Source organism: Nocardia vulneris, from assembly GCF_001613425.1.
GTDB classification, from domain to species: domain Bacteria; phylum Actinomycetota; class Actinomycetes; order Mycobacteriales; family Mycobacteriaceae; genus Nocardia; species Nocardia vulneris.
The window spans coordinates 34,899-58,258 of sequence record NZ_BDCI01000021.1 but is presented as its reverse complement, the minus strand read 5'-3'; the positions used below and the strand labels follow the sequence as shown (position 1 = coordinate 58,258).

At 67.4% G+C, this 23,360-nt stretch carries 20 protein-coding genes; 4 read left to right on the top strand and 16 right to left on the bottom strand.

Annotated features, from left to right (window positions below; genetic code table 11):
- Positions 1-1,479 (top strand): DHA2 family efflux MFS transporter permease subunit, encoded by a 1,479-nt coding sequence (locus NVU01S_RS22270; RefSeq protein WP_043665859.1) that lies wholly within the window; start codon positions 1-3, stop codon positions 1,477-1,479.
- A gap of 51 nt (positions 1,480-1,530) precedes the next feature.
- Here the strand turns inward: NVU01S_RS22270 and NVU01S_RS22265 are convergent, their stop codons facing one another.
- The 6 genes from NVU01S_RS22265 to NVU01S_RS22240 all read right to left on the bottom strand — a co-directional run bounded on the left by NVU01S_RS22265 (position 1,531) and on the right by NVU01S_RS22240 (position 9,005).
- Positions 1,531-3,120: a sulfite oxidase gene (locus tag NVU01S_RS22265; protein WP_043666231.1), complete on the bottom strand. Its 1,590-nt coding sequence runs from the start codon at positions 3,118-3,120 to the stop codon at positions 1,531-1,533.
- A 75-nt stretch (positions 3,121-3,195) separates the two neighbouring features.
- The gene (locus NVU01S_RS22260; RefSeq protein ID WP_043665856.1) at positions 3,196-3,717 is read right to left on the bottom strand and encodes a hypothetical protein; all 522 of its coding nucleotides are present in this window, start codon (positions 3,715-3,717) and stop codon (positions 3,196-3,198) included.
- Positions 3,718-3,804: 87 nt separating this feature from the next.
- Positions 3,805-5,598 carry an AMP-dependent synthetase/ligase gene (locus NVU01S_RS22255; protein ID WP_043665853.1) on the bottom strand — a complete coding sequence of 598 codons (1,794 nt, stop codon included), beginning with the start codon at positions 5,596-5,598 and terminating at the stop codon, positions 3,805-3,807.
- Positions 5,599-5,716: 118 nt separating this feature from the next.
- The gene (locus tag NVU01S_RS22250; protein ID WP_043665850.1) at positions 5,717-6,631 is read right to left on the bottom strand and encodes an alpha/beta hydrolase; all 915 of its coding nucleotides are present in this window, start codon (positions 6,629-6,631) and stop codon (positions 5,717-5,719) included.
- 14 nt (positions 6,632-6,645) lie between these two features.
- On the bottom strand, positions 6,646-7,476 hold the full coding sequence (locus tag NVU01S_RS22245; protein WP_042256815.1) for an SDR family NAD(P)-dependent oxidoreductase: 831 nt from the start codon (positions 7,474-7,476) through the stop codon (positions 6,646-6,648).
- The gene (locus tag NVU01S_RS22240; RefSeq protein WP_043665846.1) at positions 7,473-9,005 is read right to left on the bottom strand and encodes a flavin-containing monooxygenase; all 1,533 of its coding nucleotides are present in this window, start codon (positions 9,003-9,005) and stop codon (positions 7,473-7,475) included. The genes NVU01S_RS22245 and NVU01S_RS22240 overlap by 4 nt, the downstream gene beginning before the upstream one ends.
- A 68-nt stretch (positions 9,006-9,073) precedes the next feature.
- On the opposite strand from NVU01S_RS22240, the gene NVU01S_RS22235 reads away from it, so the two are divergent.
- The gene (locus NVU01S_RS22235) at positions 9,074-9,721 is read left to right on the top strand and encodes a TetR/AcrR family transcriptional regulator (protein WP_043665843.1); all 648 of its coding nucleotides are present in this window, start codon (positions 9,074-9,076) and stop codon (positions 9,719-9,721) included.
- A 459-nt stretch (positions 9,722-10,180) separates the two neighbouring features.
- Here NVU01S_RS22235 and NVU01S_RS22230 read toward each other — a convergent pair whose 3' ends face one another.
- The gene (locus tag NVU01S_RS22230) at positions 10,181-10,558 is read right to left on the bottom strand and encodes a winged helix-turn-helix transcriptional regulator (protein WP_043665840.1); all 378 of its coding nucleotides are present in this window, start codon (positions 10,556-10,558) and stop codon (positions 10,181-10,183) included.
- 97 nt (positions 10,559-10,655) lie between these two features.
- On the opposite strand from NVU01S_RS22230, the gene NVU01S_RS22225 reads away from it, so the two are divergent.
- Both NVU01S_RS22225 and NVU01S_RS22220 read left to right on the top strand, forming a co-directional pair.
- Complete coding sequence (locus NVU01S_RS22225) at positions 10,656-11,063, top strand: RidA family protein (protein WP_043665838.1); 408 nt, start codon at positions 10,656-10,658, stop codon at positions 11,061-11,063.
- A gap of 112 nt (positions 11,064-11,175) precedes the next feature.
- Positions 11,176-11,805, top strand: a complete 630-nt coding sequence (locus tag NVU01S_RS22220) for a histidine phosphatase family protein (RefSeq protein ID WP_043665835.1) — start codon at positions 11,176-11,178, stop codon at positions 11,803-11,805.
- Between the two features lie 3 nt (positions 11,806-11,808).
- Here the strand turns inward: NVU01S_RS22220 and NVU01S_RS22215 are convergent, their stop codons facing one another.
- The 9 genes from NVU01S_RS22215 to NVU01S_RS22170 all read right to left on the bottom strand — a co-directional run bounded on the left by NVU01S_RS22215 (position 11,809) and on the right by NVU01S_RS22170 (position 23,341).
- Entirely contained in the window at positions 11,809-12,321 is a 513-nt protein-coding gene (locus NVU01S_RS22215) for a hypothetical protein (RefSeq protein ID WP_156161452.1), read from the bottom strand.
- Between the two features lie 41 nt (positions 12,322-12,362).
- Positions 12,363-12,698 (bottom strand): hypothetical protein, encoded by a 336-nt coding sequence (locus NVU01S_RS22210; RefSeq protein ID WP_043665832.1) that lies wholly within the window; start codon positions 12,696-12,698, stop codon positions 12,363-12,365.
- Between the two features lie 83 nt (positions 12,699-12,781).
- Positions 12,782-13,204 (bottom strand): contact-dependent growth inhibition system immunity protein, encoded by a 423-nt coding sequence (locus NVU01S_RS22205; RefSeq protein ID WP_043666228.1) that lies wholly within the window; start codon positions 13,202-13,204, stop codon positions 12,782-12,784.
- Between the two features lie 30 nt (positions 13,205-13,234).
- Positions 13,235-13,615: an SCO4402 family protein gene (locus tag NVU01S_RS43510; RefSeq protein ID WP_156161451.1), complete on the bottom strand. Its 381-nt coding sequence runs from the start codon at positions 13,613-13,615 to the stop codon at positions 13,235-13,237.
- Positions 13,612-14,979 (bottom strand): hypothetical protein, encoded by a 1,368-nt coding sequence (locus tag NVU01S_RS44620; protein ID WP_082031889.1) that lies wholly within the window; start codon positions 14,977-14,979, stop codon positions 13,612-13,614. Before NVU01S_RS44620 ends, NVU01S_RS43510 begins: the two co-directional genes overlap by 4 nt.
- A 3-nt stretch (positions 14,980-14,982) precedes the next feature.
- A complete protein-coding gene (locus NVU01S_RS22185) occupies positions 14,983-15,282 on the bottom strand; it encodes a WXG100 family type VII secretion target (protein ID WP_043665829.1) in 300 nt (99 codons plus the stop codon).
- Complete coding sequence (locus NVU01S_RS22180) at positions 15,279-15,611, bottom strand: WXG100 family type VII secretion target (RefSeq protein ID WP_043665826.1); 333 nt, start codon at positions 15,609-15,611, stop codon at positions 15,279-15,281. The genes NVU01S_RS22185 and NVU01S_RS22180 overlap by 4 nt, the downstream gene beginning before the upstream one ends.
- A 104-nt stretch (positions 15,612-15,715) precedes the next feature.
- Positions 15,716-19,429, bottom strand: a complete 3,714-nt coding sequence (locus tag NVU01S_RS22175) for a multifunctional oxoglutarate decarboxylase/oxoglutarate dehydrogenase thiamine pyrophosphate-binding subunit/dihydrolipoyllysine-residue succinyltransferase subunit (RefSeq protein ID WP_043665823.1) — start codon at positions 19,427-19,429, stop codon at positions 15,716-15,718.
- Between the two features lie 228 nt (positions 19,430-19,657).
- Positions 19,658-23,341: an ABC transporter ATP-binding protein gene (locus NVU01S_RS22170; RefSeq protein ID WP_052280277.1), complete on the bottom strand. Its 3,684-nt coding sequence runs from the start codon at positions 23,339-23,341 to the stop codon at positions 19,658-19,660.
- Between the last annotated feature and the right edge of the window lie 19 nt (positions 23,342-23,360).

The window sequence follows — 23,360 nt, the reverse complement described above, 5'->3', positions numbered from 1 at the left end:
ATGACCACTCAACGTAATCCGTGGCTGGCGCTGACCGCGCTGGTCGTCGGCTTCTTCATGATCCTGCTGGACATGACGATCGTCGCGGTCGCCAATCCGGCGATCATGACCGATCTGCACGCCGACATCTCCAAGGTGATCTGGGTGACCAGCGCCTACCTGCTCGCCTACGCGGTGCCGCTGCTGGTCACCGGCCGGCTCGGTGATCGCTTCGGCCCCAAGAACATCTACCTGCTCGGTCTCGCGATCTTCACCGTCGCCTCGGCCTGGTGCGGACTGTCCGGCAGCATCGAGATGCTGATCGCCGCGCGGGCGGTGCAGGGCCTCGGCGCCGCGCTGATGACGCCGCAGACCATGGCGGTGATCACCCGGACCTTCCCGCCGGACAAGCGCGGCGCCGCCATGGGCCTGTGGGGCGGGGTGGCCGGACTCGCGACGCTGGTCGGGCCGATCCTCGGCGGCGTGCTCGTGGACGGGCTAGGCTGGGAGTGGATCTTCTTCGTCAACATCCCGATCGGCGTGATCGCCTTCGCACTGGCGATGTGGCTGGTGCCCGCGCTGCCGACGCACGAGCACAAGTTCGACCTCCCCGGTGTGCTGCTCAGCGGTGTCGGCCTGTTCCTGCTGGTGTTCGGCATCCAGGAGGGCAACACCTACGACTGGTCGCTGCGCATCTGGCTGATGATCGCCGCCGGTCTCGCGGTGCTCGCGGTGTTCCTGGTGAACCAGTCGCGCAGCCGCGGTGAGCCGTTGCTGCCGCTGAGCCTGTTCCGCGATCGCAACTTCTCGCTGTCCAATATCGCCATCGCGGCGATGGGCGCGACCGTCACCGCGTTCATGGTGCCCGGGTACTTCTATCTGCAGGCGGTGCGCGAACTATCGCCCACCGAGTCGGCGCTGGTGTTCGCGCCGATGGCGATCGTCACCGGCGTCTGTGCGCCGTTCGTCGGCAAATTCGCCGACCGGTTGCACCCGCGGATCGTGCCCGCCTTCGGGTTCGCGCTCTACTCGGTGTCGGTGTTCTGGTTCGCCGCGCTGATGAAGCCGGACTCGTCGCTGGCCTGGATCGTGGTGTCGGCGGTGTTCGCCGGTTTCGCGAACTCCTGCATCTGGGCGCCGCTGGCCTCGACCGCCACGCACAACCTGCCGGTCCAGCTGGCCGGTGCGGGCGCCGGTGTCTACAACACCACCCGGCAGGTCGGATCGGTGCTCGGCAGCGCGGCGATCAGCGCGCTCATCGCCGCCCGCATGTCCGCCCAGGGGCTCGGCGGCGGCCAGGTCGGCGAAGGCGGGGCGGGGCAGGGGCCCATCCCGGAGTTCGTCAAGGACGGCTTCAGCACCGCGCTGAGCCAATCCATCCTGCTCCCCGCCGGCATCCTGCTGATCGGCTTCGTGGCTTCCGCGCTCTTCGTCCGCCACGGGCGCAGCGCCGCGCCCAAGCCGACGGCCGAACCCCGCGAGGCCGCATCGCTCGCCTGAAACCCGTTGCCCCGCAAGCGAATCTGCTTGCGGGGCAGCGTGCTGTCCGGATCAGTTCACCTGGAGCGTGACGGTGGGGTTGCCGGTGGCGCCGTCGGGGACGACGTCGCGGCGCTCGGCGGTCTGGGTCTCGCCGGTGGCGTCGGTGGCGCGGGCGCGCAGGGTATGGGTGCCGGGGGTGGCGTCCCAGTCGTAGACCCACTGGCGCCAGGTGTCGACGGATTGCTCCTCGGCGAGACGCGCGGGTTGCCAAGGGCCGTTGTCGATTTGGACTTCGACGCCGCGGATGCCGCGATGCTGGGCCCAGGCGACACCGGCAACGGCGATGCGGCCCTGCTTGATTCGGCTGCGCGGGCGCGGCGTGTCGATGCGGGTGCCGGTTTTGATCGGGCCGAGGGCCGACCACCCGCGGCGGGTCCAGTACGCGGTGGCGCGGTCGAAACGGGTGACCTCGAGTTCGGTGACCCATTTGGTGGCGGAGACATAACCGTAGAGGCCGGGCACCACCAGCCGCGCGGGATAACCGTGCACGACGGGCAGCGGTTCGCCGTTCATGCCGACCGCGAGCAACGCGTCGCGACCGTCGGTGAGCACGGACAGCGGGGTGCCCGCGGTCCAGCCGTCGGTGCTGTGCGAGAGCACCATGTCCGCGTCGGGGTGCGGACCCGCCTCGGCCAGCAGTTCGTCCAGCCGGTAGCCGAGCCAGCGCGCGTTGCCGATCAGGTCGCCGCCGACCGGGTTCGACACGCACGCCAGCGTCACCAAGCGCTCCACCGCGGGCCGATTCGCCAAATCGGCCCAGGTGAGCCGGATTTCGCGATCCACCATCCCGTGGATGCGCAGCGACCAGTCGTCCTTGGACACCTGCGGCACGATCAACGCGGTGTCGATGCGATAGAAGTCGCTGTTCGAGGTGAGATACGGGGTCAGTCCGGGCACCCGCAGGTCTACGCCGGGGGCGACCGGCGCCTCCGGCGCGCTCGGCTGCGGTAACTCGACCGCCGCGCGCTCGTCGGACACGTCGCGGCGGCCCGTGCCGAGCAGCCGCCCGCCGACCCCGGTGAGCACGGCCAAGCCACCGACGAGCGCCAGGCCTTGCAGCACTCGGCGCCGCTCCGGGGCCGCTGCCGCCTCCGGCGGCTCGACCGGTGTGTTCGCTGGTGAGGTGATGGGTCTGCTTGCGGCGCTGGGCGTTTCACTCACCTGCTGGGCGGAGGCGGCGGTCTCGATCCGTTCCGTCAGCAGGCGCAGCGCGTAGATGCCGACCGCGACCCCGACGATGGTCGGCAACGCGCCGGACGCGCTGGTGCGCGCGACGGCGGCGATCGCGGCCAGCACACCGAAGACCGCCAGCAGCGCCGAACCCGCTGGGCGCGCGGTCCGTTCGAGTGCGCCCGCGAGCCCGGCGACCAGCACCGCGACCACACCCATGCAGAGGTACAGCACCGTCTTGTCGTTGGTGCCGAAGGTGTCGATCGCCCACTCCCGCACACCGTCGGGCGTGTGATCGACGACGGTCCCGCCGAGCGCGGCGAGCGGCGCGCTCTGCGCCTCGAAAAAGGCCGCGAGCAGTTCCGCGACACCTAGCGCCGCGCCCGCCGAGACGATCCCAGCCAGCACTCGCAGTCGCAGATCGGCCATGATTTCGAGCGTACTGCCGGGCAGGCCACAGAATATGACCATTCGCTGACGGCGGCCGAGCGCTACCCGGATCGCTCAGGCGAGCCAGCCGAGCACCCGGGCGGCGTCGACCGCCGCCGCCTCGGCCTTGTTCGCGGCGATCCGATTCCGCACGGTGTCCCCGGCCGGACCGGTGCGGGCGAGTTCGGCCAGCGCCGCGGCATCAGGCCTGGCGTCGGCGTCCATATCGTCGGAATCCGGATCGGTGGCGTCCGGCGCGCCCGCGGCAGGACCCTGCCCCGCGGTGCCGTCGCCCGCGAGGAACCTGGCCGCCGCCGCGGCCGCGAGGGCGGTGTGCTTGGCGGTCAGCAACTCCGGCGTGAGGTTCTGGTCATCGTGGGTCTTGCCGTCACCGCCGCCGAGCTTCTTGGTCAAGAAGGAAGCCAGCTGGGCGTCCTGCGGCACGTCGGTGGTCGTCGGCACCTTTGTCGGATCGGCGTACAGCGCACCGCCCTGCCTGGCCGTGTAGAAGCCGGTGTAATAGGCGGCACGAGCTGCGGCGCGCACGTAATCGCGCCTGCCGCCGCCATTTTCGGTGACCGTCGAGTCCCCGAACATCTCTGGAAACGGGCATGTCGCGGCGGTCGTGACACAGCAGAGCGGGGCCGGTGAAACTTGCTCACCGACCCCGCTGTGCGTGCTGGACTAGCTGTAGATCTTCGCGACGTCGTCCGCGTACTGCTTCATCACGACAGCTCGCTTGAGCGACATCTTCGGGGTCAGCTCGCCCGTCTCCTGGGTCCAGTCCACCGGCAGGATGCGGATCTTCTTGATCTGCTCGGCGTGGGAGACCTTCTTGTTGGTCTCGGCCACCGCGGCGTCGATCTCGGCGACCAGTTCCTGGTTCTCGATGAGCTTTTCGATCGGGGTGTCCGCGGGCACGTTGTGGTTCTTCTGCCAGCCCGGCAGCGCCTCGGGATCGAGGGTGATCAGCGCGCCGATGAACGGCTGGCCGTCACCGACCACCATCACCTGGCTGATCAGCGGGTGCGCCCGCAGCGAATCCTCGAGCAGCGCGGGGGAGACGTTCTTGCCGCCCGCGGTGACGATGAGTTCCTTCTTGCGGCCGGTGATCGTGATGAAACCGTCCGCGTCGATGGCGCCGAGGTCGCCGGTCCTGAACCAGCCGTCCGCAAAGGCGTCCTCGGTGGCCTCGGCGTTGCCCCAGTACCCGTCGAACACGACCGAGCCGCGCAGCAGCAGCTCGCCGTCCTCGGCGATCTTGGCGCTGTGGCCCTCGATCGGCCTGCCCACCGTGCCGACCCGGATCTTCTCGGGCGTGTTCACGGTGACGGCCGCGGTGGTCTCGGTGAGCCCGTAGCCCTCGTAGATGGTGACGCCGACGCCGCGGAAGAAGTGGCCCAGGCGCGCGCCGAGCGGGCCGCCGCCGGAAACCGCCGCGTCGCACTGGCCGCCGAGCGCGACCCGCAACTTGCTGTAGACGAGCTTGTCGAACAGCGCGTGCTTGAGCTTGAGCACCAGCCCGGCGCCGCCGTTGTCGAGCGCCTCGCTGTAGGCGATGGCGGTCTCGGCGGCCGCGTCGAAGATCTTGCCCTTGCCGCCGTCGTGCGCCTTCTGCTTGGCGCCGTTGAACACCTTCTCGAACACCCGCGGCACCGAGAGGATGAAGTGCGGCTTGTAGCTGCCGAACTGGTCGACCAGGGTGGACCAGTCGGAGGTGTGCGCGACGATCACCTTGGCGTCGAACGCGACCAGCGCGACGGCGCGCGCGAACACGTGCGCCAGCGGCAGGAACATCAGCGTCTTCTTGCCCGGCTGGATGAACTTGGCGAGCGCGATCCGGTCGGAGCGGGACTCGGCGTACAGGTTGGCGTGCGAGAGCATGACGCCCTTGGGCCGCCCGGTGGTGCCGGAGGTGTAGATCAGGGTGGCGGGCGAGTTCGCGTTGACCTGCTTGCGCCGGTCGTGCACCACCTGGTCGTCCAGGTCGGTGCCGCGGCCGGTGAGCTCTTCGACCGCGCCCTTGTCGATCTGCAGGGTCTCCTTCAGATCGGGCAGCGAACCCGCCTCGATCTCGTCGATGGTGGCGCGGTGCTTGTCGCTGTCGACGATCAGCAGCTTGGTGGCCGAGTCCTGCAGGATCCACTTGGCCTGCTCGGCCGCCGAGCTGTCGTAGATCGCGACGGTGCAGCCGCCGACGGCCCAGATGGCGAAGTCCAGCAGCGCCCACTCGTAGCGGGTGGGCGCCATGATGGCGACCCGGTCGCCGAGTTCGATACCCGAGGCGATCAGGCCCTTGGCGACACCGGTGACCTCCGTCGCGAACTCCGCGGCCCGCACATCCAGCCAGCCGCCGTTGCCGTCCGGCTTGTTGAACAGCACCGCGTCGGGTGACTGCTCGGCATGACGGAAGACGTTGTCGGAATTGTTCGCGTCTTCCGGGATGGTGTAGGAAGCCGGGACTTCGAACTCTCGCATCAGTGCCCTTCCACGTGGGTTTACTCGTCAGTAATCTACGACACCTGGGTCAGGGCCGTGAGGTCGACCACCAGAAACGGACCCGTGCGTGACTGCCCGGCGCGGATCCGCTTCGTGGCTATCCTAAATCCCGCAGTGCGGCAGGTTGAATCGCTTCGCGCAGGAATCCGGCCAGCTCGCTCAGCACCGCGGCGGCCGGTGCGACCAGCCCCGCCTGCAGCTGGGCGACATGCCACAGATTCCGGGTTTCGGTGTACCGGACCGACACGCCCGCGGTCCGCAAGGCGGCCACCAGGTCCACGCATTGCGGGTGCAGCAGCTCACTGACGTCGACCTGCACGTAGGTCGGCGGCAGTCCGGTCAATTCACCGGTGAGCGGGGCGTAACCGGGATCACTCGCATCGCCGTCGCCGAGGTAGGCGGCCGCGCAGGCGCGTGACCACGGGCGGTTGATCACCAGGTCGGCGGCGCGCTCGGGGATCTGATTGGGGTCGGTCCACGGCGCGATCAGCCCCAGCGCGGCCGGGGTGTGCCCGTGGCGCGCGATCAAACGCTGCGCGGTCGCCATCGACAGGCCGCCACCGGCCGAATCGCCGGACAGCGCGATCTGATCCGGGCGGTAGCCCGCGCTCTGCACGAGCTCCAGGAACGCGGCCTCGGCGTCGTCGAGTGCGGCCGGGAACGGATGCTCGGGGGCCAGCCGGTAGTCGAGAACGTAGACCGCACAACCGGTTTCATGAGCGAGCCGGGCGGCGAGGGAACGATGCGTGGTCGGCGAGCCGATGGTGTAGCCGCCGCCGTGCAGATAGAGCACCGCGCCCGTGGGATTCGCGGTGGCCGTGAGCTTTTCGGCCGGCCGACCGCCCAGGCGCAGCCGGTGCACGGTGGTGCCCGCGGGCACCAGTTGGGCTTTCGCGCCCGCATCCAGCAGCAGACGCTGCAGTGGCCACGGCGTCCGGACATTCATCGAGACACGAAAAATGGGCCACAGCAGCGTCCGTGCGACGGGCAGCGGAAGGTTGACATCCCGCATGGGTGATTCTCGAATCAGGGTAGGATCTGGCGGTTTACGACGGTCGCGAGGCGTTGATAGCCGGACGCGGTGACGCGCACGAACAAGTCGAGCAGCTTGGCCTCGAAGCCGATCAGCACCCGGCCGTGGCCTTTGCGCACGCCCTCGGTGATGGTCTGCGCGGCCATCTCCGGGGTGTGGATGGCCATCTTCGAATCGAACATCGAGGCGGCCTGCTTGCCGTCGATGCCCTCGGCGTAGCCGGCGTTGCGCGCGACCGCGGTCTTGATGCCGCCGGGATGCACACAGGTGACCTTGACCGGCTGCCGGCCGACCAGCATCTCTTGGCGCAGTGCCTCGGTGAAGCCGCGCACCGCGAATTTCGCTGAGTTGTAGGCACTTTGGCCCGGCACCGCGATCAGACCGAACAGGCTGGACACGTTCACGACATGGCCGTCACCGGACTCGATCAGGAACGGCAGGAACGCTTTGGTGCCGTTCACGACGCCCCAGAAATCGACGTCCATGACCCGATCGAAGTCCTTGAACTCGGTCTTGACCACGTCACCGTGGTAGGCGATGCCCGCGTTGTTGTAAACCTGGTGCACCACACCGAAATGCGCCTTCACGGCGTCGGCGTAGAGCAGGACGGCTTCGCGCTCGGCGACGTTGATCCGATCGGATTTCACCTCGGCGCCGAGCTTTTCGCAGCGGGCCACGGTCTCGGCGAGACCGTCGGTGTCGATATCGGAGAGCGCGAGCTTGGCGCCGCGCTTGGCGAGATTCTCGGCGAGTGCGCGCCCGATGCCGGAACCGGCACCGGTGATCACACAGACTTTGCCTTTGAAGTAAGCATCATTGCTCACTGTGCTGCTCCCACTTTCAGGTCGGCTCGGGCGGAGGTCGTTTCATAGGCGGACAGGTCGAAATTGCGGGTCAGCCTACGGAATTCGAAGGTGAAATCGGGCCACAGCGTGGTGTTGTTGCCGTGCTTGTCCAGATACCAGCTGGCGCAGCCGCCGTTGAGCCAGACGCTCCGGCTGAGCTTCTTCTGCAGATCGACGTTGTATTCCTGCTGCGCGTCGCGGCGGACCTCGACCGTGCGCAACTTCAGCCGGTCGATCGTGGCCAGCGCGTCGGCGACGTAGTTGAGCTGCGACTCGATCATGAACACCATCGAGGTGTGGCCGAGGCCGACATTGGGGCCGAGCAGGGTGAACATGTTCGGGAAGTTCGCGGTGGCCGCGCCTTTGTAGCCCTGCTGGCCCACCTCGTCGTACACCTCGCTGAGCGTGCGCCCGTCCCGGCCGACGATGGTGTTGAACGCGGGCGAATCGGTGACGTGGAAGCCGGTCGCCACGATGAGGACGTCGATCTCGCGCTCGGTGCCGTCCTTGGTGACGATCGAGTGGGCGCGGACCTCGGCGATGCCATCGGTCACCACATCCACGTTGTCCCTGCTCAGTGCGGGGTAGTAGTTGTTCGAGATCAGCATGCGCTTGCAGCCGATCCGGAAGTTCGGGGTGACCTTGGCGCGCAGCTGCGGATCGCGCACCTCGTATTGCAGCTTGGCCCTGGCGATCAGCTCGAACGCCTGCATCAGCGCGGGGAACTTCGCCAGGCCGACGACCTGGGTCTCGCGGGCGGCGTAGATCGCGGCCCGGGACAGGCGCTGGAAGCCGGGCACGTGTTTGAAGGCCAGCCGCTCGGCCTTGGTGTACGGGCGGTCCATGCGGGGGAGCAGCCACGGGGCCGTGCGCTGGTAGACGTCCAGGTGCGCGACCTTCGGCGCGATCTCCGGGACGATCTGGATCGACGAGGCGCCGGTGCCGATGATCGCGACCCGCTTGCCGGTCAGGTCGAGTTCGTGGTTCCATCGCGCGGAGTGACAGACCTCGCCCTGGAAGTCGTTGATGCCCTTGATATCCGGCAGCGCGGGTTCACACAGCGCGCCGATCGCCGAGACCACGGTGTCGGCCACGAAGCTGCCCCGGGACGATTCGATCTCCCACTGCGCGTCGTCGTTGTTCCAGCGCGCGCTGGTCACGTCGCAGTCGAAGATGTGCTTGTCCAGCACGTTGTACTTTTCCGCGACACCCCGGATGTACTGCTGGATTTCGCCCTGCCGGGAGAAAGAGCGCGACCAATCCGGGTTCAGCGCGAACGAGTACGAGTACAGGTGTGAGGGGACGTCGCAGGCCGCGCCCGGGTAGGTGTTGTCCCGCCAGGTGCCGCCGACATCGTGGCCGCGCTCCAGCACCAGGTAGTCGTTGCTGCCCTGCTGACTCAGCCGGATCGCTAGACCGAGTCCGGAGAACCCACTGCCGATGATGATCGTTTTGACCCGGCGGACGGACCGGTCGCCGACAGCTTTGTCTGTAACCTTGCGACTCATGTACCCGAGCGTAGATGCTTATTGAGCAGCAGTCAACAGTATTGAATCACGTTCAGTAGGATGTCGATGTGAGTTCCAGTAGTTCAGGAGAGACCAAGCGCGTCCGGCTCAGCCCGGACGAGCGCCGACTACAACTGATCACCCTGGGCGCCGAAATGCTCGCCGAACGAGCGCTCGAAGACATCTCCGTCGACGACATCGCCAAGCAGGCCGGCATCTCCCGCGGCCTGCTGTTCCACTACTTCACCTCGAAGAACGAATTCCACGAGGCCATCGCCCGGCAGGTCAGCGCCGAATTCCTCACCGCCACCGCACCCGACCGCAGCCTCGGCCTGTTCGGCATGCTGCGCGACTCCGTCGAACGCTACGTCGACTACGTCGAAGACAACCGCGCCGCCTACCACGCCATCCTGCGCGGGCCCTCCAGCTACAACCCCGGCGTGATGACCTACGTCAACGAATCCCGTTCTGCCATCGCCGAAATCGTGCTCACCGAAATCCCGATCCCACTCGACGACCCCGACCGCCCCCGCCTGGCCCTGGCCGTCCGCGGCTGGATCGCGTTCGTAGAAGAAACAATCCTCACCTGGATGAGCGACAAACCCGTCTCCCGAGAACAGCTCGTCGAGTTGATCGTCGACTCCCTACCCGCCCTAGCGCTTTCCCCAGAGTTGTCCGCGGCGTTGCGTGACAGTCAGGTCGACCCCACGCGCTGAGGGGCGGGGAAGTTTCGGGCTGGGCGTCCCTCAGTTGGCGAAGGGGTTCTCCGTTGCGTGGGCCTGCTCGGGCTTTGTATGTGCGAGGGCGCACTCGGGCGGCGGCGCCCAGGAAGGGCCTGTTCAGGAGAGAGGGCTCCGGGGTGCGCCCAGCAGGCGGTGGCGTTCGCGGTTACGCGGAGCTTGCGCAGCCACCGGACGCGAGGGCGTTCTCAGGAAGCGGTGGGCGCGCTCAGAGGCCCTGTCGGGAGATGGGCGTGCTCGGGAGGGGGCGTGCTCGGGGGTGGTGTTGTTCAGCCGTCGGATGCGCGAGGCGTTCTCGGGAAGGGGCGGGCGCTCAGGAGGCCTACTCGAGAGACGAGGGCGTGCTCGGATGGGGGCGTGCTCGGGGTGACGGCTTGCTGGGAGGTGGGGTTTGCTCGGCCGTCGGATGTGCGCGGGCGCTCGGGCCCCACGTGTTCAGGTGTCGAAGGCTTGGCGGGCGGATTCGATGTGGGACAGGTGTTTCTGGGTCCAGTCGCACATGCGGTGCACCGTTTCGCGGAGGTCCTGGCCTGGCTGGGTGAGGGTGTATTCGACCCGCGGCGGCACCGTCGGATAGACGCGGCGCGCGAGCAGTCCGTTGCGCTCGAGCATGCGCAGATTCTGGGTGAGCATCTTGTGGCTGATGCCCTCGACCTCGTTGCGCAACTCGGTGAAACGGCGCGTGCCGTCGCCGACCGCCTCGATGATCAGCAGCGCCCACTTGTTCGCCACATCGGAGAAGATCTCGCGGGCCAGCGAATCCGCGCGCCGCAGATCCGCCGCGTCCGGGCCGCTGTACTGCTTGGTCACCATAAGGTTCTCCAGTCACCGAAAAGTGCGTTCTTCCACGTCAGCCCACACTCTCCTATGGTTTCCGAGTAACCACAAGAGACCATGAGAGGTATCGAGCATGACCATCACCCTGGTGAACCCCCGCGGCCTCCCCGCCGTCGACGCCTACCATCACGTGTCGATCGCGACCGGATCGAAGCTGATCTTCCTCGCCGGTCAGGTGGCCTGGGACGCCGACGGCGCGACAGTCGGCGCGGGCGACCTCGCCGCCCAGGTCGAACAGTGCTATCTCAACGTCGCCACCGCGCTCGCCGGAGTCGGCGCCGGCTTCGCCGATGTGGCCAAACTGACTGTCTACGTTGTGGACTGGACGCCGGCGAAGATGCCCCAGTTCCTCGACGGCGTCGCCCGCGCGGCCGCGAAACTCGGCGTCACCCCCGCCCCTCCCGGCACGCTGATCGGCGTCACCGCCCTCGACATCCCCGAACACCTCGTCGAGGTGGAGGCCGTCGCGGTCCTCGCGTGATTCCAAGCTGGTCACTTGATCACCAGGTAATCCTGGCGGTGGCCTCTCGGCTGATGCCGCCACCATTACCTGGTGATCAGCTGACCAGATGTTTCCGGGTACCTTTGACCCGATGCGGACCGTCTACGTCGTGCAGCACCCCGAGTCCCGGCATCACCTCGACGGTGTGGTCGGCGGCTGGTTCGATTCCCCGCTCACCGAAGCGGGAATCCAAGCGGCACAGTCGATCGCGCGAGCGTTACGCGAGCAGATCCCCGAAAACGTTGCCCCGGACGTGTTCTCCTCCGACCTGAGGCGCTGCACCCAGGTCGCCGACGCAATCAGCGAATCCTTCGCCGTGCCACCCATACTCGACCAGCGACTGCGCGAGAAGTCCTACGGCGAAGCCGAAGGCAAACCCCAATCCTGGCTCCGTGAACGCTTCATCCCGCCGCCCGCCACCGGCGACCGCCTACGCCACAATGAGGGCATCACCGGAGCCGAAACCATGCACACCTTCGGCGAACGCGTCTACGCCGCAATGCATTCGATCCTGCACCGCGACTCCGCGCACCAAATCATCGTCACCCACGGCGGCGCCATAACTTTCCTCCTCGCCGCCTGGGCAAACCTCCCCCTCGACTCTCTCGCCTACGCCCGCTTCCAAGCCACCCCCGGCAGCATCACCGAACTCCACGAAGACCCCTTCTTCCACAACCGCCAAATCCGCACCCTGGGCTCCACCACCCACCTCCCCCGATAACCCTCAGTCATCGGACATCACGACAAGCAGAACCCGCCGCCCGGGCCGATCGATCAGCACGATCTCGTGGAACTCCCGATGCAGATCGCCATAGTCGTTGATCGCCGACACCCCGAGATCCTCGAGCACGTACCGACTCGTTGCAGTACGCACCGGTCCGACAACCTCACGCTGAATCTCCACTCGAAGCTGATCCGGGATGGACCCGCAGCCGCGCAACCACCGCTCCAGCAACTCGATGACCGCGGATTCATCGATCGCCGCGTATGCCTCGCTCGAGATCCGATCGAGCCAGTACGGTCCGTGGCGGATGCCACTCGGATCGATCCCGCCACCGATATAGTCGTCCCGATACTCGACGCTCGCGATGAGGTCGGACAAGACTGCCCGGTCGTCCGCTTCCGCTGCCGCCAACGCGAACTCTTTCGAATCAATCCATTGGAAGCAATGACTGCCGCCGGCCCCGAACTCGAATTCGCGAAAATTGGTGAACAACCGCTCCCTGTAGTCGACCACCCTCACCACGTCAGCGTCCCTTCGGCATCTCTCTGCTCGCCCTACCAAGCCGTGTCAAGGTGCAGTTTCATGAATTCGACCAGTTCGCTGAGTCTTTCCTCGATCCCGATGCGGGTCGGCTCTTCCGTCGGTCGCCCCGCAGCGATGTCCGTTCGAAGGGCGACCACACCGGCCAGTAGTGCGCGTCCGAGGCGTGCACGTTGAGCGGGTGGCATCGAAAACAGTGAGATCCCCTCGCAGTACTCGCTGAGTTCGAGTTCGTGCAGGTCGTCTGGATCGTCCAGACTCTGCTTGGCGCGCGTGAGGATCATCCGGTAGATCGCCTTGCGCACACTGAAGACATCTCCTTCGTTGCGCGAAAAGCTGATCGTCGTCACCTAGTTCCCATCGATAGTCGCCACCGGCTCGCTCGCGCAACACTGGACAGCGTCACAGCCGGCGACTGCTGATGCGCAACGTTCTATCGCGCTGCATCGGTACGAAACTTTTCGATTGCTTCCCAGATCCAGTCGTGGGGGGCGTGGAGTTCGCTGAGATTGCCCATCGCTTCGACCTTTTGGATCACCTGGTGTGTCTGAGCGACGTGCTCGGGGTTATCCCGCCAGAACGATGCAGGAACGCCGAGAGTGGCCACGAGTAGGTCTCCGGGGTAGTAATCTCCCTCTGCCAAAGGATTCTCGCCTAGGATGCGCAGTGCGTGGGGCAGCAAAGCGGCGACGCCTTCACTCTGCCCTAGCAGAACTCTCAAGTCCTCCGGGGTCAATTCACGGATCGGTCTCCGCCGAAGCTCGTACACCGACCGCATGAGACGCGTGGCGTCCTCGGGAGGTTGCGGCCAGACAACACCTTGGAGCTGCTCGATCGCAAAGTCGGCGCTATCCATGTTTGCCTGTTCCCTAACGGTCATGCGTGCTCACAGCCCGCCGGAAAGCACCATCGCTGACAGAACCGCTCCTGCGGCGCGAGTGACCGCCGACCACTGCTGATGAGCCAAGTACCGCGTGTCGGGGCTGTCGCCGAGTTCTTCGATCACAGGATCCAGTACTCGGCCGAGGGTACGAAGACGTTCTAGTTCGTCACCGGGCAACAGCACATCGCCCAGCGCCGATTCCGGATCCGGCAATACTCGATAGTCGTCGTAGAGAATATGGACGTTTGTATCGAGATCGTCATAGAAATTCGCATGCGGATATACCCTGTCCAGCCAGACTCTCTTCTGGTACTCGAGATCCGAAAGCGCTGCTACCGCGTCGATTACGGCTCTCCGCGCGTCTGGGTAGCGTACTTCTGTCACGGGTGATCCCAACTCTTCCATTTGAGCCACTTTTCGAGCGGTATGTGTGCTTCTGGGTGGTCTTTGATCGATGAGCCTGGCGGTATCGGTTGACCATCCGGCCCTAGGACCTTACCGTCCGAACGTACGACTACATGGTCTACTCGTTGAGACGGATTCGGGCTGTTCGGATCCCCCTTATCGATCCGGACGCCTGCGCCGTTCGGGTTCTCCGGGTCGTGCCACCGTTCGCCGTCCTTCTTCCTATTAGGCTGACCTTCGCCCCACTCGGTCGGAATCTTGTCGACCGCTTGCTGCGGTGGAAAGGCGGACGTCGTGGTCGGGGGCGTCGTGTCGGAGGTCGGATCTCCATCGTCATCGATCAGCACCCGCATGGCGATGATGGTGGCGAGGGAGGTGAGGGTGGTGGTCAGGTCGGGGACTTTGTCGAAGGATGTGATTACGCCGACAGCGCCGGCGGCGGCGGTGGCCAGGCCTACGGCTTTGAGGAGGTTGCTGCCCTGGTAGACGGTGCGGATGGTGTTGATGGTGTTGGTGACTATGGCGCCGACACCGCCGGCGCCGGCGGCGGCGCTGCCACCGAAGGTGAACCAGGCGGCGGCCGCGGCGGCGACCACGGTGAGGCCGATGGCCCATTCGGCTTGGGTGATCGAGGATTCGATGTTGCCGCGCACCTCGACGGTTCCGGCGTGATAGTCGGCGACGGGGGCTGCGAGGTTTTGGGCGGCGGCCGCGACCTGGCCTGCGCCGCCGCGCAAGGTTTCGAGGTGGGCGAGCAGCGGGGGCAGGTTGGTCTTGTCTTCGATGGTGTCGAACAGGCCGATGATGGTGGTGATACGGGCGGCGGCACCGGTGACGGTCTCGTGGTTGGCGAACGTCGTCCAGATGGACGAGGCCTTCTCGAGTTTCGCGATATCGCCGTTGGGCAGTTTCCCGAACGTCGACAGGATTTTCGCGATCAGCGCGTCGAAGAGTTCCTGGACGCCGCCGTGATGTTCGATGCCGATTCCGTTGTTGCGCACCGAAGTCGGGATACTCACCCGGTATTCGGTCATCTCGCGAACGTCCGGTCGCTCCGGCTCAGGGTTGCTCTTGTTGCTGATGCCGTAGTTGTAACCGGCGGCGTAGAGCACGTAGCCGAAGTTGGTGAGGGCGTCGGCGAGGTTCGTGCACGACTGCATCGTGTCGCGCGCGGTGCTGTCGTACTTCTCGCCCCACTCTTTGCAACCGGGCGCATCACCGGCCATCCCGGCGCATTCGCCTTTGACCGCGTCGTGCACGGGTTTGTCGGCGCGGCGTAGCTCGGCGGCGAGGTCGTGGCACCGCTTGGCGGCGTCGTAGTAGACCTGCCAGTCGATGCGCATGCGTCAGGCTCCGCCCAGCATCTTGCTGTTGAGTTCGATGGCGCGGGTGTAGCGGGCGTGGGCTTGTTTGGCCGCATCGCTCATCTCGCGTACGCCTTCGACGAATTCGCGTGCGCCCGTGGACCATTGGTGGTGGGCGTCGGTGTAGGCCTGGGCCGCAACACTTTCCCAGCCGGTGCCGTGGAGAGCGGCTACGCGATCGTCGATTTCGTCGAGGTGGTCGGCGACGAATCCGGCGAGGCCGGCGAGGCGGGAGACGATCTGGTCCAGGTGTTCGAGGTCTACCGAGAATTCCGAGCTCATGGCAGATCCAGGCTGGAGGTGTGCAGCGCGGCGGCGTTGCTGTCGTCGCGGTGCTGGTAGGTGTCGGCGGTGACGCCGAGTTTCTCCGCCATGCCGGTCAGTGCAGACATGATCTGCACGCCGCCGTCGCGGACGTCGGTCCAGCCGGTGGCGAATTCGGTGGCCGCGTCACCGGTCCAGCCGCCGTCGGTCAGTGCGTCGACGTCCTTGGCGGCGGAGTCGAGGGCCGAACGCAGCGCTTCGGCCAATTCGTAGACGTAGGTGCCGACCTCGCGGACTCGGTCGGGCACCACCGATACCTGCCCGCTCGGCGTACCCCCGTCGCTCATGCGGCGAGTCTACGTACGGTGCTGAGCAGTGTCGATGAGAACGACAACGGGCCGGGTCGCTTCGGTGTGGAAGCGATCCGGCCCGGTGTCGGGTCAGCGAAAAACTAGCTGGTCGGCTCGAAGGCCTCGGCGATGATCTCCGCCTGCTCGACGGCGTGCACCTTGCTCGAACCCGAGGACGGGGCCGACATGGCACGACGGGAGATGCGGCGCAGCTTGCCGAGCCGCTCGGGCAGGACCTCCGGCAGGTTCAGGCCGAAGAAGGGCCAGGCGCCCTGGTTGGCCGGTTCCTCCTGGACCCACACGATGTCGGTGGCGTTGGTGTAGCGCTCCAGCGACTCGTTGAGGCGGTAGGTGGGCAGCGGGTAGAGCTGCTCGATCCGCACGATCGCGACGTCTTCGCGCTTCTGCTTCGCCTTCTCGGCGGCCAGCTCGTAGTACAGCTTGCCGCTGGTCATCAGGATCCGCTTCACCTTGCTGCGGTCGCCGACGCCCTGCTCGTAGGCGGGCTCGTCGAACACCGAGCGGAACTTGCTCTCGGTGAAGTCCTTCAGATCCGACACGACGGCCTTGTTGCGCAGCATCGACTTCGGGGTGAAGACGATCATCGGGCGGCGGATGCCGTCCAGCGCGTGGCGGCGCAGCAGGTGGAAGTAGTTCGCCGGGGTCGACGGCACGGCGACCGTCATCGACCCTTCGGCGCACAGCTGCAGGAACCGCTCGATCCGGCCGGAGGTGTGGTCCGGACCCTGGCCCTCGTGGCCGTGCGGCAGCAGCAGCACGACGTCGGAGAGCTGGCCCCACTTGGCTTCACCGGAGGAGATGAACTCGTCGATGATCGACTGCGCGCCGTTGACGAAGTCACCGAACTGCGCCTCCCACAGCACGAGTGCGTTCGGGTTGCCCAGCGAGTAGCCGTATTCGAAGCCGACCGCGGCGTATTCGCTCAGCGCCGAGTCGTGCACCGCGAACCAGCCCGGGTCCTTGCTGCCGATGTTGTGCAGCGGCGTGTACTCCCCGGCGGTCTTGCGGTCGATGATCACCGCGTGCCGCTGGGTGAACGTGCCGCGCCGGGAGTCCTGACCGGTGAGGCGCACCGCGCGGCCCTCGTCGATCAGCGTGCCGAACGCCATCAGCTCGGCGAAGGCCCAGTCGACCTTGCCCTCGTAGGCCATCTCGCGGCGCTTCTCCAGCACCGGCTTGACGCGCGGGTGCACGTTGAAGCCCTCGGGCACGTTGAGGAACGCGTCGCCGATGCGCTGCAGGATGGTCTTGTCGACGGCCGTCTGCACGGTGGTCGGGACCTTCTGGTCGTCCTCGACGGACTCGCTCGGCTCCGGGGTGTACTTCTCCAGCTCGCGGACCTCGTTGAACACCCGCTCCAGCTGACCCTGGTAGTCGCGCAGCGCGTCCTCGGCCTCTTTCAGCGAGATGTCGCCACGGCCGATCAGGCTCTCGGTGTAGGCCTTGCGCACCGAGCGCTTGGTGTCGATGACGTCGTACATGGACGGCTGGGTCATCGACGGGTCGTCGCCCTCGTTGTGGCCGCGACGCCGGTAGCAGACCATGTCGATGACGACGTCCTTGCGGAACTTCTGCCGGAAGTCGACCGCGAGGCGGGCCACCCAGTCACAGGCTTCCGGGTCGTCACCGTTCACGTGGAAGATCGGCGCGCCGATGAACTTCGCGATATCGGTGGAGTACTCGGTGGAGCGGCTGTTCTCCGGCGCGGTGGTGAACCCGATCTGGTTGTTCACCACGATGTGGATGGTGCCGCCGACGCGGTAGCCGCGCAGCCCGGACAGGTTCAGCGTTTCGGCCACCACACCCTGACCCGCGAACGCGGCGTCACCGTGCAGCATCAGCGGCATCACGGAGTAGCCCTCCGCGCCGTCGCCCTTGTCGAGCAGGTCCTGCTTGGCGCGGACCAGACCCTCGAGCACCGGGTCGACCGCTTCCAGGTGCGACGGGTTGGCGGTGAGCGAGACCTCGATCTCGTTGTCGCCGAACATCTGCAGGTAGGTGCCGTGCGCGCCGAGGTGGTACTTCACGTCGCCGGAGCCGTGCGCGCCGGCCGGGTTCATGTTGCCCTCGAACTCGGTGAAGATCTTCGAGTACGGCTTGCCGACGATGTTGGCGAGCACGTTGAGGCGGCCGCGGTGCGGCATGCCGATGACGACCTCGTCGAGCCCGTGCTCGGCGCACTGGTCGATGGTGGCGTCCATCATCGGGATGACGGCTTCGGCGCCTTCCAGCGAGAAGCGCTTCTGGCCGACGTACTTGGTCTGCAGGAAGGTCTCGAAGGCCTCCGCCGCGTTCAGCCGGTTCAGGATGTACTTCTGCTGGGCGACAGTCGGTTTGACGTGCTTCTGCTCGACCCGCTCCTGGATCCACTGCAGCTGCTCGGTCTCCAGGATGTGGGTGTACTCCACACCGACGTGGCGGCAGTAGGCGTCGCGCAGGACCGAGAGGACCTCGCGCAGCTTCATCTGCTCCTGACCGTGGAAGCCGCCGACGTTGAAGGTGCGGTCCAGGTCCCACAGGGTCAGCCCGTGCTGGGTGACGTCGAGGTCGGGGTGGCTGCGGAACTTGTCCTTGACCAGGCGCAGCGGGTCGGTGTCGGCCATCAGGTGGCCGCGGTTGCGGTAGGCGGCGATCATCTCGAGCACGCGGGTGCTCTTGTCGACGCCGCGTTCCCGGATGTCCTTGCGCCAGCGCACCGGCTCGTACGGCACGCCGAGGCCGTGGAAGATCTCGTCGTAGAACTCGTCGGAGATCAGCAGCTGATGGATGGTGCGCAGGAAGTCGCCGGACTCCGCGCCCTGGATGATGCGGTGGTCGTAGGTCGAGGTGAGGGTCATCAGCTTGCCGACGCCGATATCGGCGATCCGCTCGTCGCTCATGCCCTGGAACTCGGCCGGGTACTCCATCGCGCCCGCGCCGATGATGGCGCCCTGGCCCGGCATGAGGCGGGGCACCGAGTGCACGGTGCCGATGGTGCCGGGGTTGGTCAGCGAGATGGTGACGCCGCTGAAGTCGTCGGCGGTCAGCTTGGCGTCGCGCGCGCGGCGCACGATGTCCTCGTAGGCGGTGTGGAACTGGCCGAAGCTCATCGCCTCGGTGCCCTTGATGGCCGCGACGACCAGCGATCGGCTGCCGTCCTTGCCGGGCAGGTCGATGGCGAGGCCGAGGTTGGTGTGCGCGGGGGTGACCGCGTTCGGCTTGCCGTCGATCTCGGCGAAGTGCCGGTTCATGTTCGGGAACGACTTGACCGCCTGGACGATCGCGTAGCCGAGCAGGTGGGTGAACGAGATCTTGCCGCCGCGGGTGCGGGCCAGGTGGTTGTTGATGACCAGACGATTGTCGATCATCAGCTTCGCCGGGATGGCGCGCACGCTGGTCGCGGTGGGGATGCTGAGCGAGGCGGCCATGTTCTTGGCCACTGCCGCCGCGGCGCCGCGCAGCACCTTGGCCTCGTCGGCCGCGGTATCGGTCTTCGGGCCACCGGAGGTGGGGGCCGCGTTGGAGGTCGGCGCCGGGGTGGTCTGCGGCGCGCGGGCGGTCGTCTTGGCCGGGGCCGGGGCCGGGGCCGGGGCGGCCGCGGGTGCGGGCTTGGCCGGTGCGGGCGCGGCGGCCTTCGGGGCCGAGTTCACCGACGCGGGAGCCGGAGCCGGGGTCGGCGCCTGCGCGGGTGCGGCCGCGGCCGGAGCGGCCTGGCTGTTACCGGAATCACCAGTGGCTTCGGGCGTGTAATCGGCGAGGAACTCGTGCCAACTCTCATCGACCGAAGATGGATCTTGCTTGAACTTTTGATACATCTCATCGACTAGCCACTGGTTCTGTCCGAACTGGGAAGTTGAGCTGCTCACAGCAGGTGTTCGCCTCATTTCGTTCTTCGCGCTGCGACGTTTGTGACGTGCCCGGCATCCGTAGCGACTGCTTGCAGGTCGCTCGAAATGGTCAGCATCAGCGATGCGCGCCGATGCGCCCTATCTGAGGATAGGCCCAGCAGCAAACCGACGGAGCGACTGACCACCCGGCAAACCTCACCTCATAGAGGACGACTTGTCGTCCACCGAGAATATTCCCTCGCTCGCACGTGCCGCCGACCACAGTCGGGAATATGGTCCGGCGGCGGTCAGGAGCTCGGCGTGGGTGCCGATTTCGGCGATCCGCCCGTGCTCGACGACGGCGATCCGATCGGCGCGCGCGGCCGTGCCGAGCCGGTGCGCGACGAGCACCGTGGTCCGGCCCCGGGTCAGCGATCGGCTCGCGGCCAGCACCGCCGCCTCGGTGTCCGGATCCAGGGTCGCGGTCGCCTCGTCGAGCAGCAGCAGGTCCGGTCGCACCAGTTCGGCCCGGGCCAGCGCGATCAGCTGCCGCTGGCCCGCGGACAGACCGCGGCCGCGTTCGCCGACCGGCTGGCGCATGCCGAGGGGGAGCGCGGCGATCATGGCGGCGGCACCGACCGCGGCCGCCGCTTCGGCGATTTCGGTCTCGGTCGCGTCGGGCCGGCCGAACGCGATGTTGCTCGCCACGTCACCGCTGAAGAGGTGCGCCTCCTGCGGCACGATGCCGAGGCGGCCGCGATAGTCGGCGAGCCGGTAGTCGCGGATGTCCACCGCGTCGACGGCGATCGCGCCGGTCCCGTCGGCGGGGATGTCGTAGAGGCGGGCGAGCAGTTTGACGATGGTCGACTTGCCCGCGCCGGTGGGGCCGACGAGCGCGAGTGTCGAACCGACCGGGATGTCCAGCGACACCCCGTCGAGGGCCCGGATCTCGCTACCCGGGTAGTGGAATCCCACATCGGTGACGGCGACTTCGCCGCGCAGGCGCTCGATCGGTACCGAGTCCGGCGGATCGGCGGTCAGCGACGACGGCGTGCGCAGCAACTCGCCGATCCGGCGCAGGCCGACCCGGGCCTGCTGATAGCCGTCGAACACCTGCGAGAGCGCGAGCACCGGCGCGAAGAGCAGTTCCAGATACAGCACGAAGGCGATCAGGGTGCCCGCCGTGGTGGTTCCGTTCGCCACCTCGCGCGCCCCGACGAAGATCACCACGGCGAGCGCGACATCCGACCACGCCGTGACGTACGGGAAGTACAGGGCGATCAGACGTTGGGCCCGCATCCGGCTGTGCCGGTAGCGATCGGAGTACTCGGCGTAGCGGCGGGCCGCGGCGGGCTCGTGCCGATTGGCCTGCACCGCACGCAATCCCGCGACGTTCTCCTGGAAGTCGGCGTTGACGGTCGAGACGTTCTCCCGGGACACGGTGTAGGCCGTGGACGCGTACCGGCGGAACAGCACGGTGGCCAGTACCAGCGGCGGCAGCGTGACGAGCAGCACCACCGCGCCCAGCGACACATCGATCACCAGCAGCGCGACCGCGATCCCGGCGAAGGTCAGCCCGCCCACCAGGGTGGTGGCCAAACCGGTCTGCAGGAACGTCGACAGCGAGTCCAGGTCGGTCGTCATCCGCGTCATGATGCGGCCGGAGAGTTCACGCTCGTAGTAGTCGAGCCCGAGGCGTTGCAGATGCGCGTAGCTGCGGATGCGCAGCCCGTAGAGCATGCGTTCGCCGGTGCGCGCGGTGATCAGCGTCGAGGCCGCCCCGATCGTCCATCCTGCCGCGACGAGCAGCACGCCGAGCACCGCGGCGACGCCGAGCGCACTCGTGTCGGCCTTGCCGACGCCCGCGTCGATGGCGTGCCGCACGATCGGCGGGAAGCCCACGCCGATCAGCGCGTCCAAGGCCAGCAGCGCGAGGGTGGCGGCGATCAGCCAGCGGACGGGGCGCAGCAGCCGGGCCAGCCGGAAGCGCGGATCCGGTTGCCGCAGCCGCTGTGCGTCGAGTTCCGGCTGCTCGGCGGCGGGCGGCAGCAGCGCGATAGTGCGCCGCAGCTCCGGGGTTTCGCTGAGGTCCGCGGCCGCGGCGGCGAAGGTCGTCGCGGCCGTGGCGGCGCCGGCCCGCGCGCCTGCCTCGTGCGTGATCGGTTGGTACCCGGCGGGTCCGGGCAGCCGGATGACCCGATCCGCATGAGTCAGGGTGGATTCCCGGTGCGCCAGGATCAGGGTGGTGCGGCCGTCCTGATCGGGCAGGGTGTCGAAGATCGCGGCTTCGGTGATCGCGTCCACCGCGGAGGTCGCGTCGTCCAGGACGAGGATGCGCGGGCGGGCCAGCAGCGCCCGGGCCAGTGCGATGCGCTGGCGCTGCCCGCCGGACAGGGTGAGGCCGCGTTCGCCGACGACGGTGTCGTAGCCGTCCGGGAGTTCGGTGATGAAGTCATCGGCCGCAGCGGATTTCGCGGCGGCCCGGATCTCGGTGTCGGTGGCGTCCGGACGGCCGAGCGCGATGTTGGCGGCGATGGTGTCGGAGAACAGGAACGGATCGTCGAACACGACGCCGATCGCGCCGCGCAGCTCGGACGCGCTCACCTCGGCGATATCGATCCCACCCGCGGTGGAAGCCGCAGCGTCCGTGGCGGATTCGCCGAAGAGCCGGATACTGCCCGCGTCCGGCGCGTAGAAGCGCGGCAACAGCAGTGACAGCGTGGTCTTTCCGGAACCGGCGGGGCCGATGATCGCCACGGTCTCGCCGGGTCGCACGGTCAGGTCGAGTTCCCGCAGCACCGGCCGTTCGGGATCGAAACCGAAAGTGAGCGAGTCGATCTCGATGCCGAGCGGACCGTCGGGCAGCGGCGCGGGCGCGGGGGGATCGGTGACCACCGGCGCGGTGTCGATCACCTGGTAGACGCGTTCGGCGGCGGCGCGGGTGAGCTGTGCGAGCACCAGGGCGCCGGACATGATCCGGGCGGTCGCCGTCATGGTGGCGACGTAGGCGGCGAACGCGACGAAGGTGCCGATCCCGAACGAGCCGTGCAGCGCGAGGTAGCCGCCGAGCACGATCACGCCGACCATGCCGAGCTGCGGAATGGCCGCCACGGTAGGGGCGAACCGGGAATCGATCCGCGCCGCGCGCATCCGCTCGGCGTACAGGGTGCGGCTGTGCCGTTCGAGCACGTCGACCATGCGGGCTTCCTGCCCGAACCCTTTGACCACCCGGACACCGGTGACGGTCTCCTCGACGTGCTGGGCCACGTCGGCGGCGCGCTGCTGCGCGGACCAGGTCGCCGCGTAGAGCCGCGGCCGCACCCGGTACGCGACCAGCCCGATCGCGGGCACCACGAGCAGCGCCACCGCCGCCAGCGGCGGCGACAACCACACCATCACCACGGCGGCCAGCAGGAATTGCAGTACCGCCATGCCCGACAGCGGCGCCATCGCGAGCAAGCCCTGCACTAGCTGCAGGTCGGTGATCGAGCGCGACACCACCTGACCGGTGCGGATCGCGTCCTGGCCGGTGCCGTCCAGCCGTTGCAGCGAGGCGAGCAGGTCGACCCGCAGCGAATGTTGCACGTCCAGCGAGAGTTTCCCGGCCAGCAGGCGGCGGCCGAACCCGGCGGCGAATCGTGCGGCGGCGACCAGGAGCAGCAGCAGCGCGACGACGCCGATGACGGCAGTGGCGCCGTGACCGGCGGCGTCGACGGCGCGCTTGGTCAGCAGCGGGGCGGTGATCTCCACCGCGGCGCCGGCCAGCATCGTGACCGCGAGACCGGCGAGGGTGCCCGGGTGGGTCCGGCTCTCGGCCCACAGCCGGCGAATCCAGCCGGGACCACCGGGCGCGCGCTCAGCGGACCCGGTGTGTTGTTTCGCTTCGACAACCCCGCCCATAACCATCCACGGTAACGAC

Bases quoted from the DNA above. Each gene is read 5' to 3' on its own strand.
- NVU01S_RS22185 (WP_043665829.1), bottom strand. From the start codon at position 15,282: ATGAGCTCGGAATTCTCGGTAGACCTCGAACACCTGGACCAGATCGTC.
- NVU01S_RS22170 (WP_052280277.1), bottom strand. From the start codon at position 23,341: ATGGGCGGGGTTGTCGAAGCGAAACAACACACCGGGTCCGCTGAGCGC.
- NVU01S_RS22230 (WP_043665840.1), bottom strand. From the start codon at position 10,558: ATGGTGACCAAGCAGTACAGCGGCCCGGACGCGGCGGATCTGCGGCGC.
- NVU01S_RS22270 (WP_043665859.1), top strand. From the start codon at position 1: ATGACCACTCAACGTAATCCGTGGCTGGCGCTGACCGCGCTGGTCGTC.
- NVU01S_RS22205 (WP_043666228.1), bottom strand. From the start codon at position 13,204: ATGGATAGCGCCGACTTTGCGATCGAGCAGCTCCAAGGTGTTGTCTGG.
- NVU01S_RS22225 (WP_043665838.1), top strand. From the start codon at position 10,656: ATGACCATCACCCTGGTGAACCCCCGCGGCCTCCCCGCCGTCGACGCC.
- NVU01S_RS22265 (WP_043666231.1), bottom strand. From the start codon at position 3,120: ATGGCCGATCTGCGACTGCGAGTGCTGGCTGGGATCGTCTCGGCGGGC.
- NVU01S_RS22250 (WP_043665850.1), bottom strand. From the start codon at position 6,631: ATGCGGGATGTCAACCTTCCGCTGCCCGTCGCACGGACGCTGCTGTGG.
- NVU01S_RS22175 (WP_043665823.1), bottom strand. From the start codon at position 19,429: ATGTATCAAAAGTTCAAGCAAGATCCATCTTCGGTCGATGAGAGTTGG.
- NVU01S_RS22220 (WP_043665835.1), top strand. From the start codon at position 11,176: ATGCGGACCGTCTACGTCGTGCAGCACCCCGAGTCCCGGCATCACCTC.
- NVU01S_RS22240 (WP_043665846.1), bottom strand. From the start codon at position 9,005: ATGAGTCGCAAGGTTACAGACAAAGCTGTCGGCGACCGGTCCGTCCGC.
- NVU01S_RS22255 (WP_043665853.1), bottom strand. From the start codon at position 5,598: ATGCGAGAGTTCGAAGTCCCGGCTTCCTACACCATCCCGGAAGACGCG.
- NVU01S_RS44620 (WP_082031889.1), bottom strand. From the start codon at position 14,979: ATGCGCATCGACTGGCAGGTCTACTACGACGCCGCCAAGCGGTGCCAC.
- NVU01S_RS22260 (WP_043665856.1), bottom strand. From the start codon at position 3,717: ATGTTCGGGGACTCGACGGTCACCGAAAATGGCGGCGGCAGGCGCGAT.
- NVU01S_RS22180 (WP_043665826.1), bottom strand. From the start codon at position 15,611: ATGAGCGACGGGGGTACGCCGAGCGGGCAGGTATCGGTGGTGCCCGAC.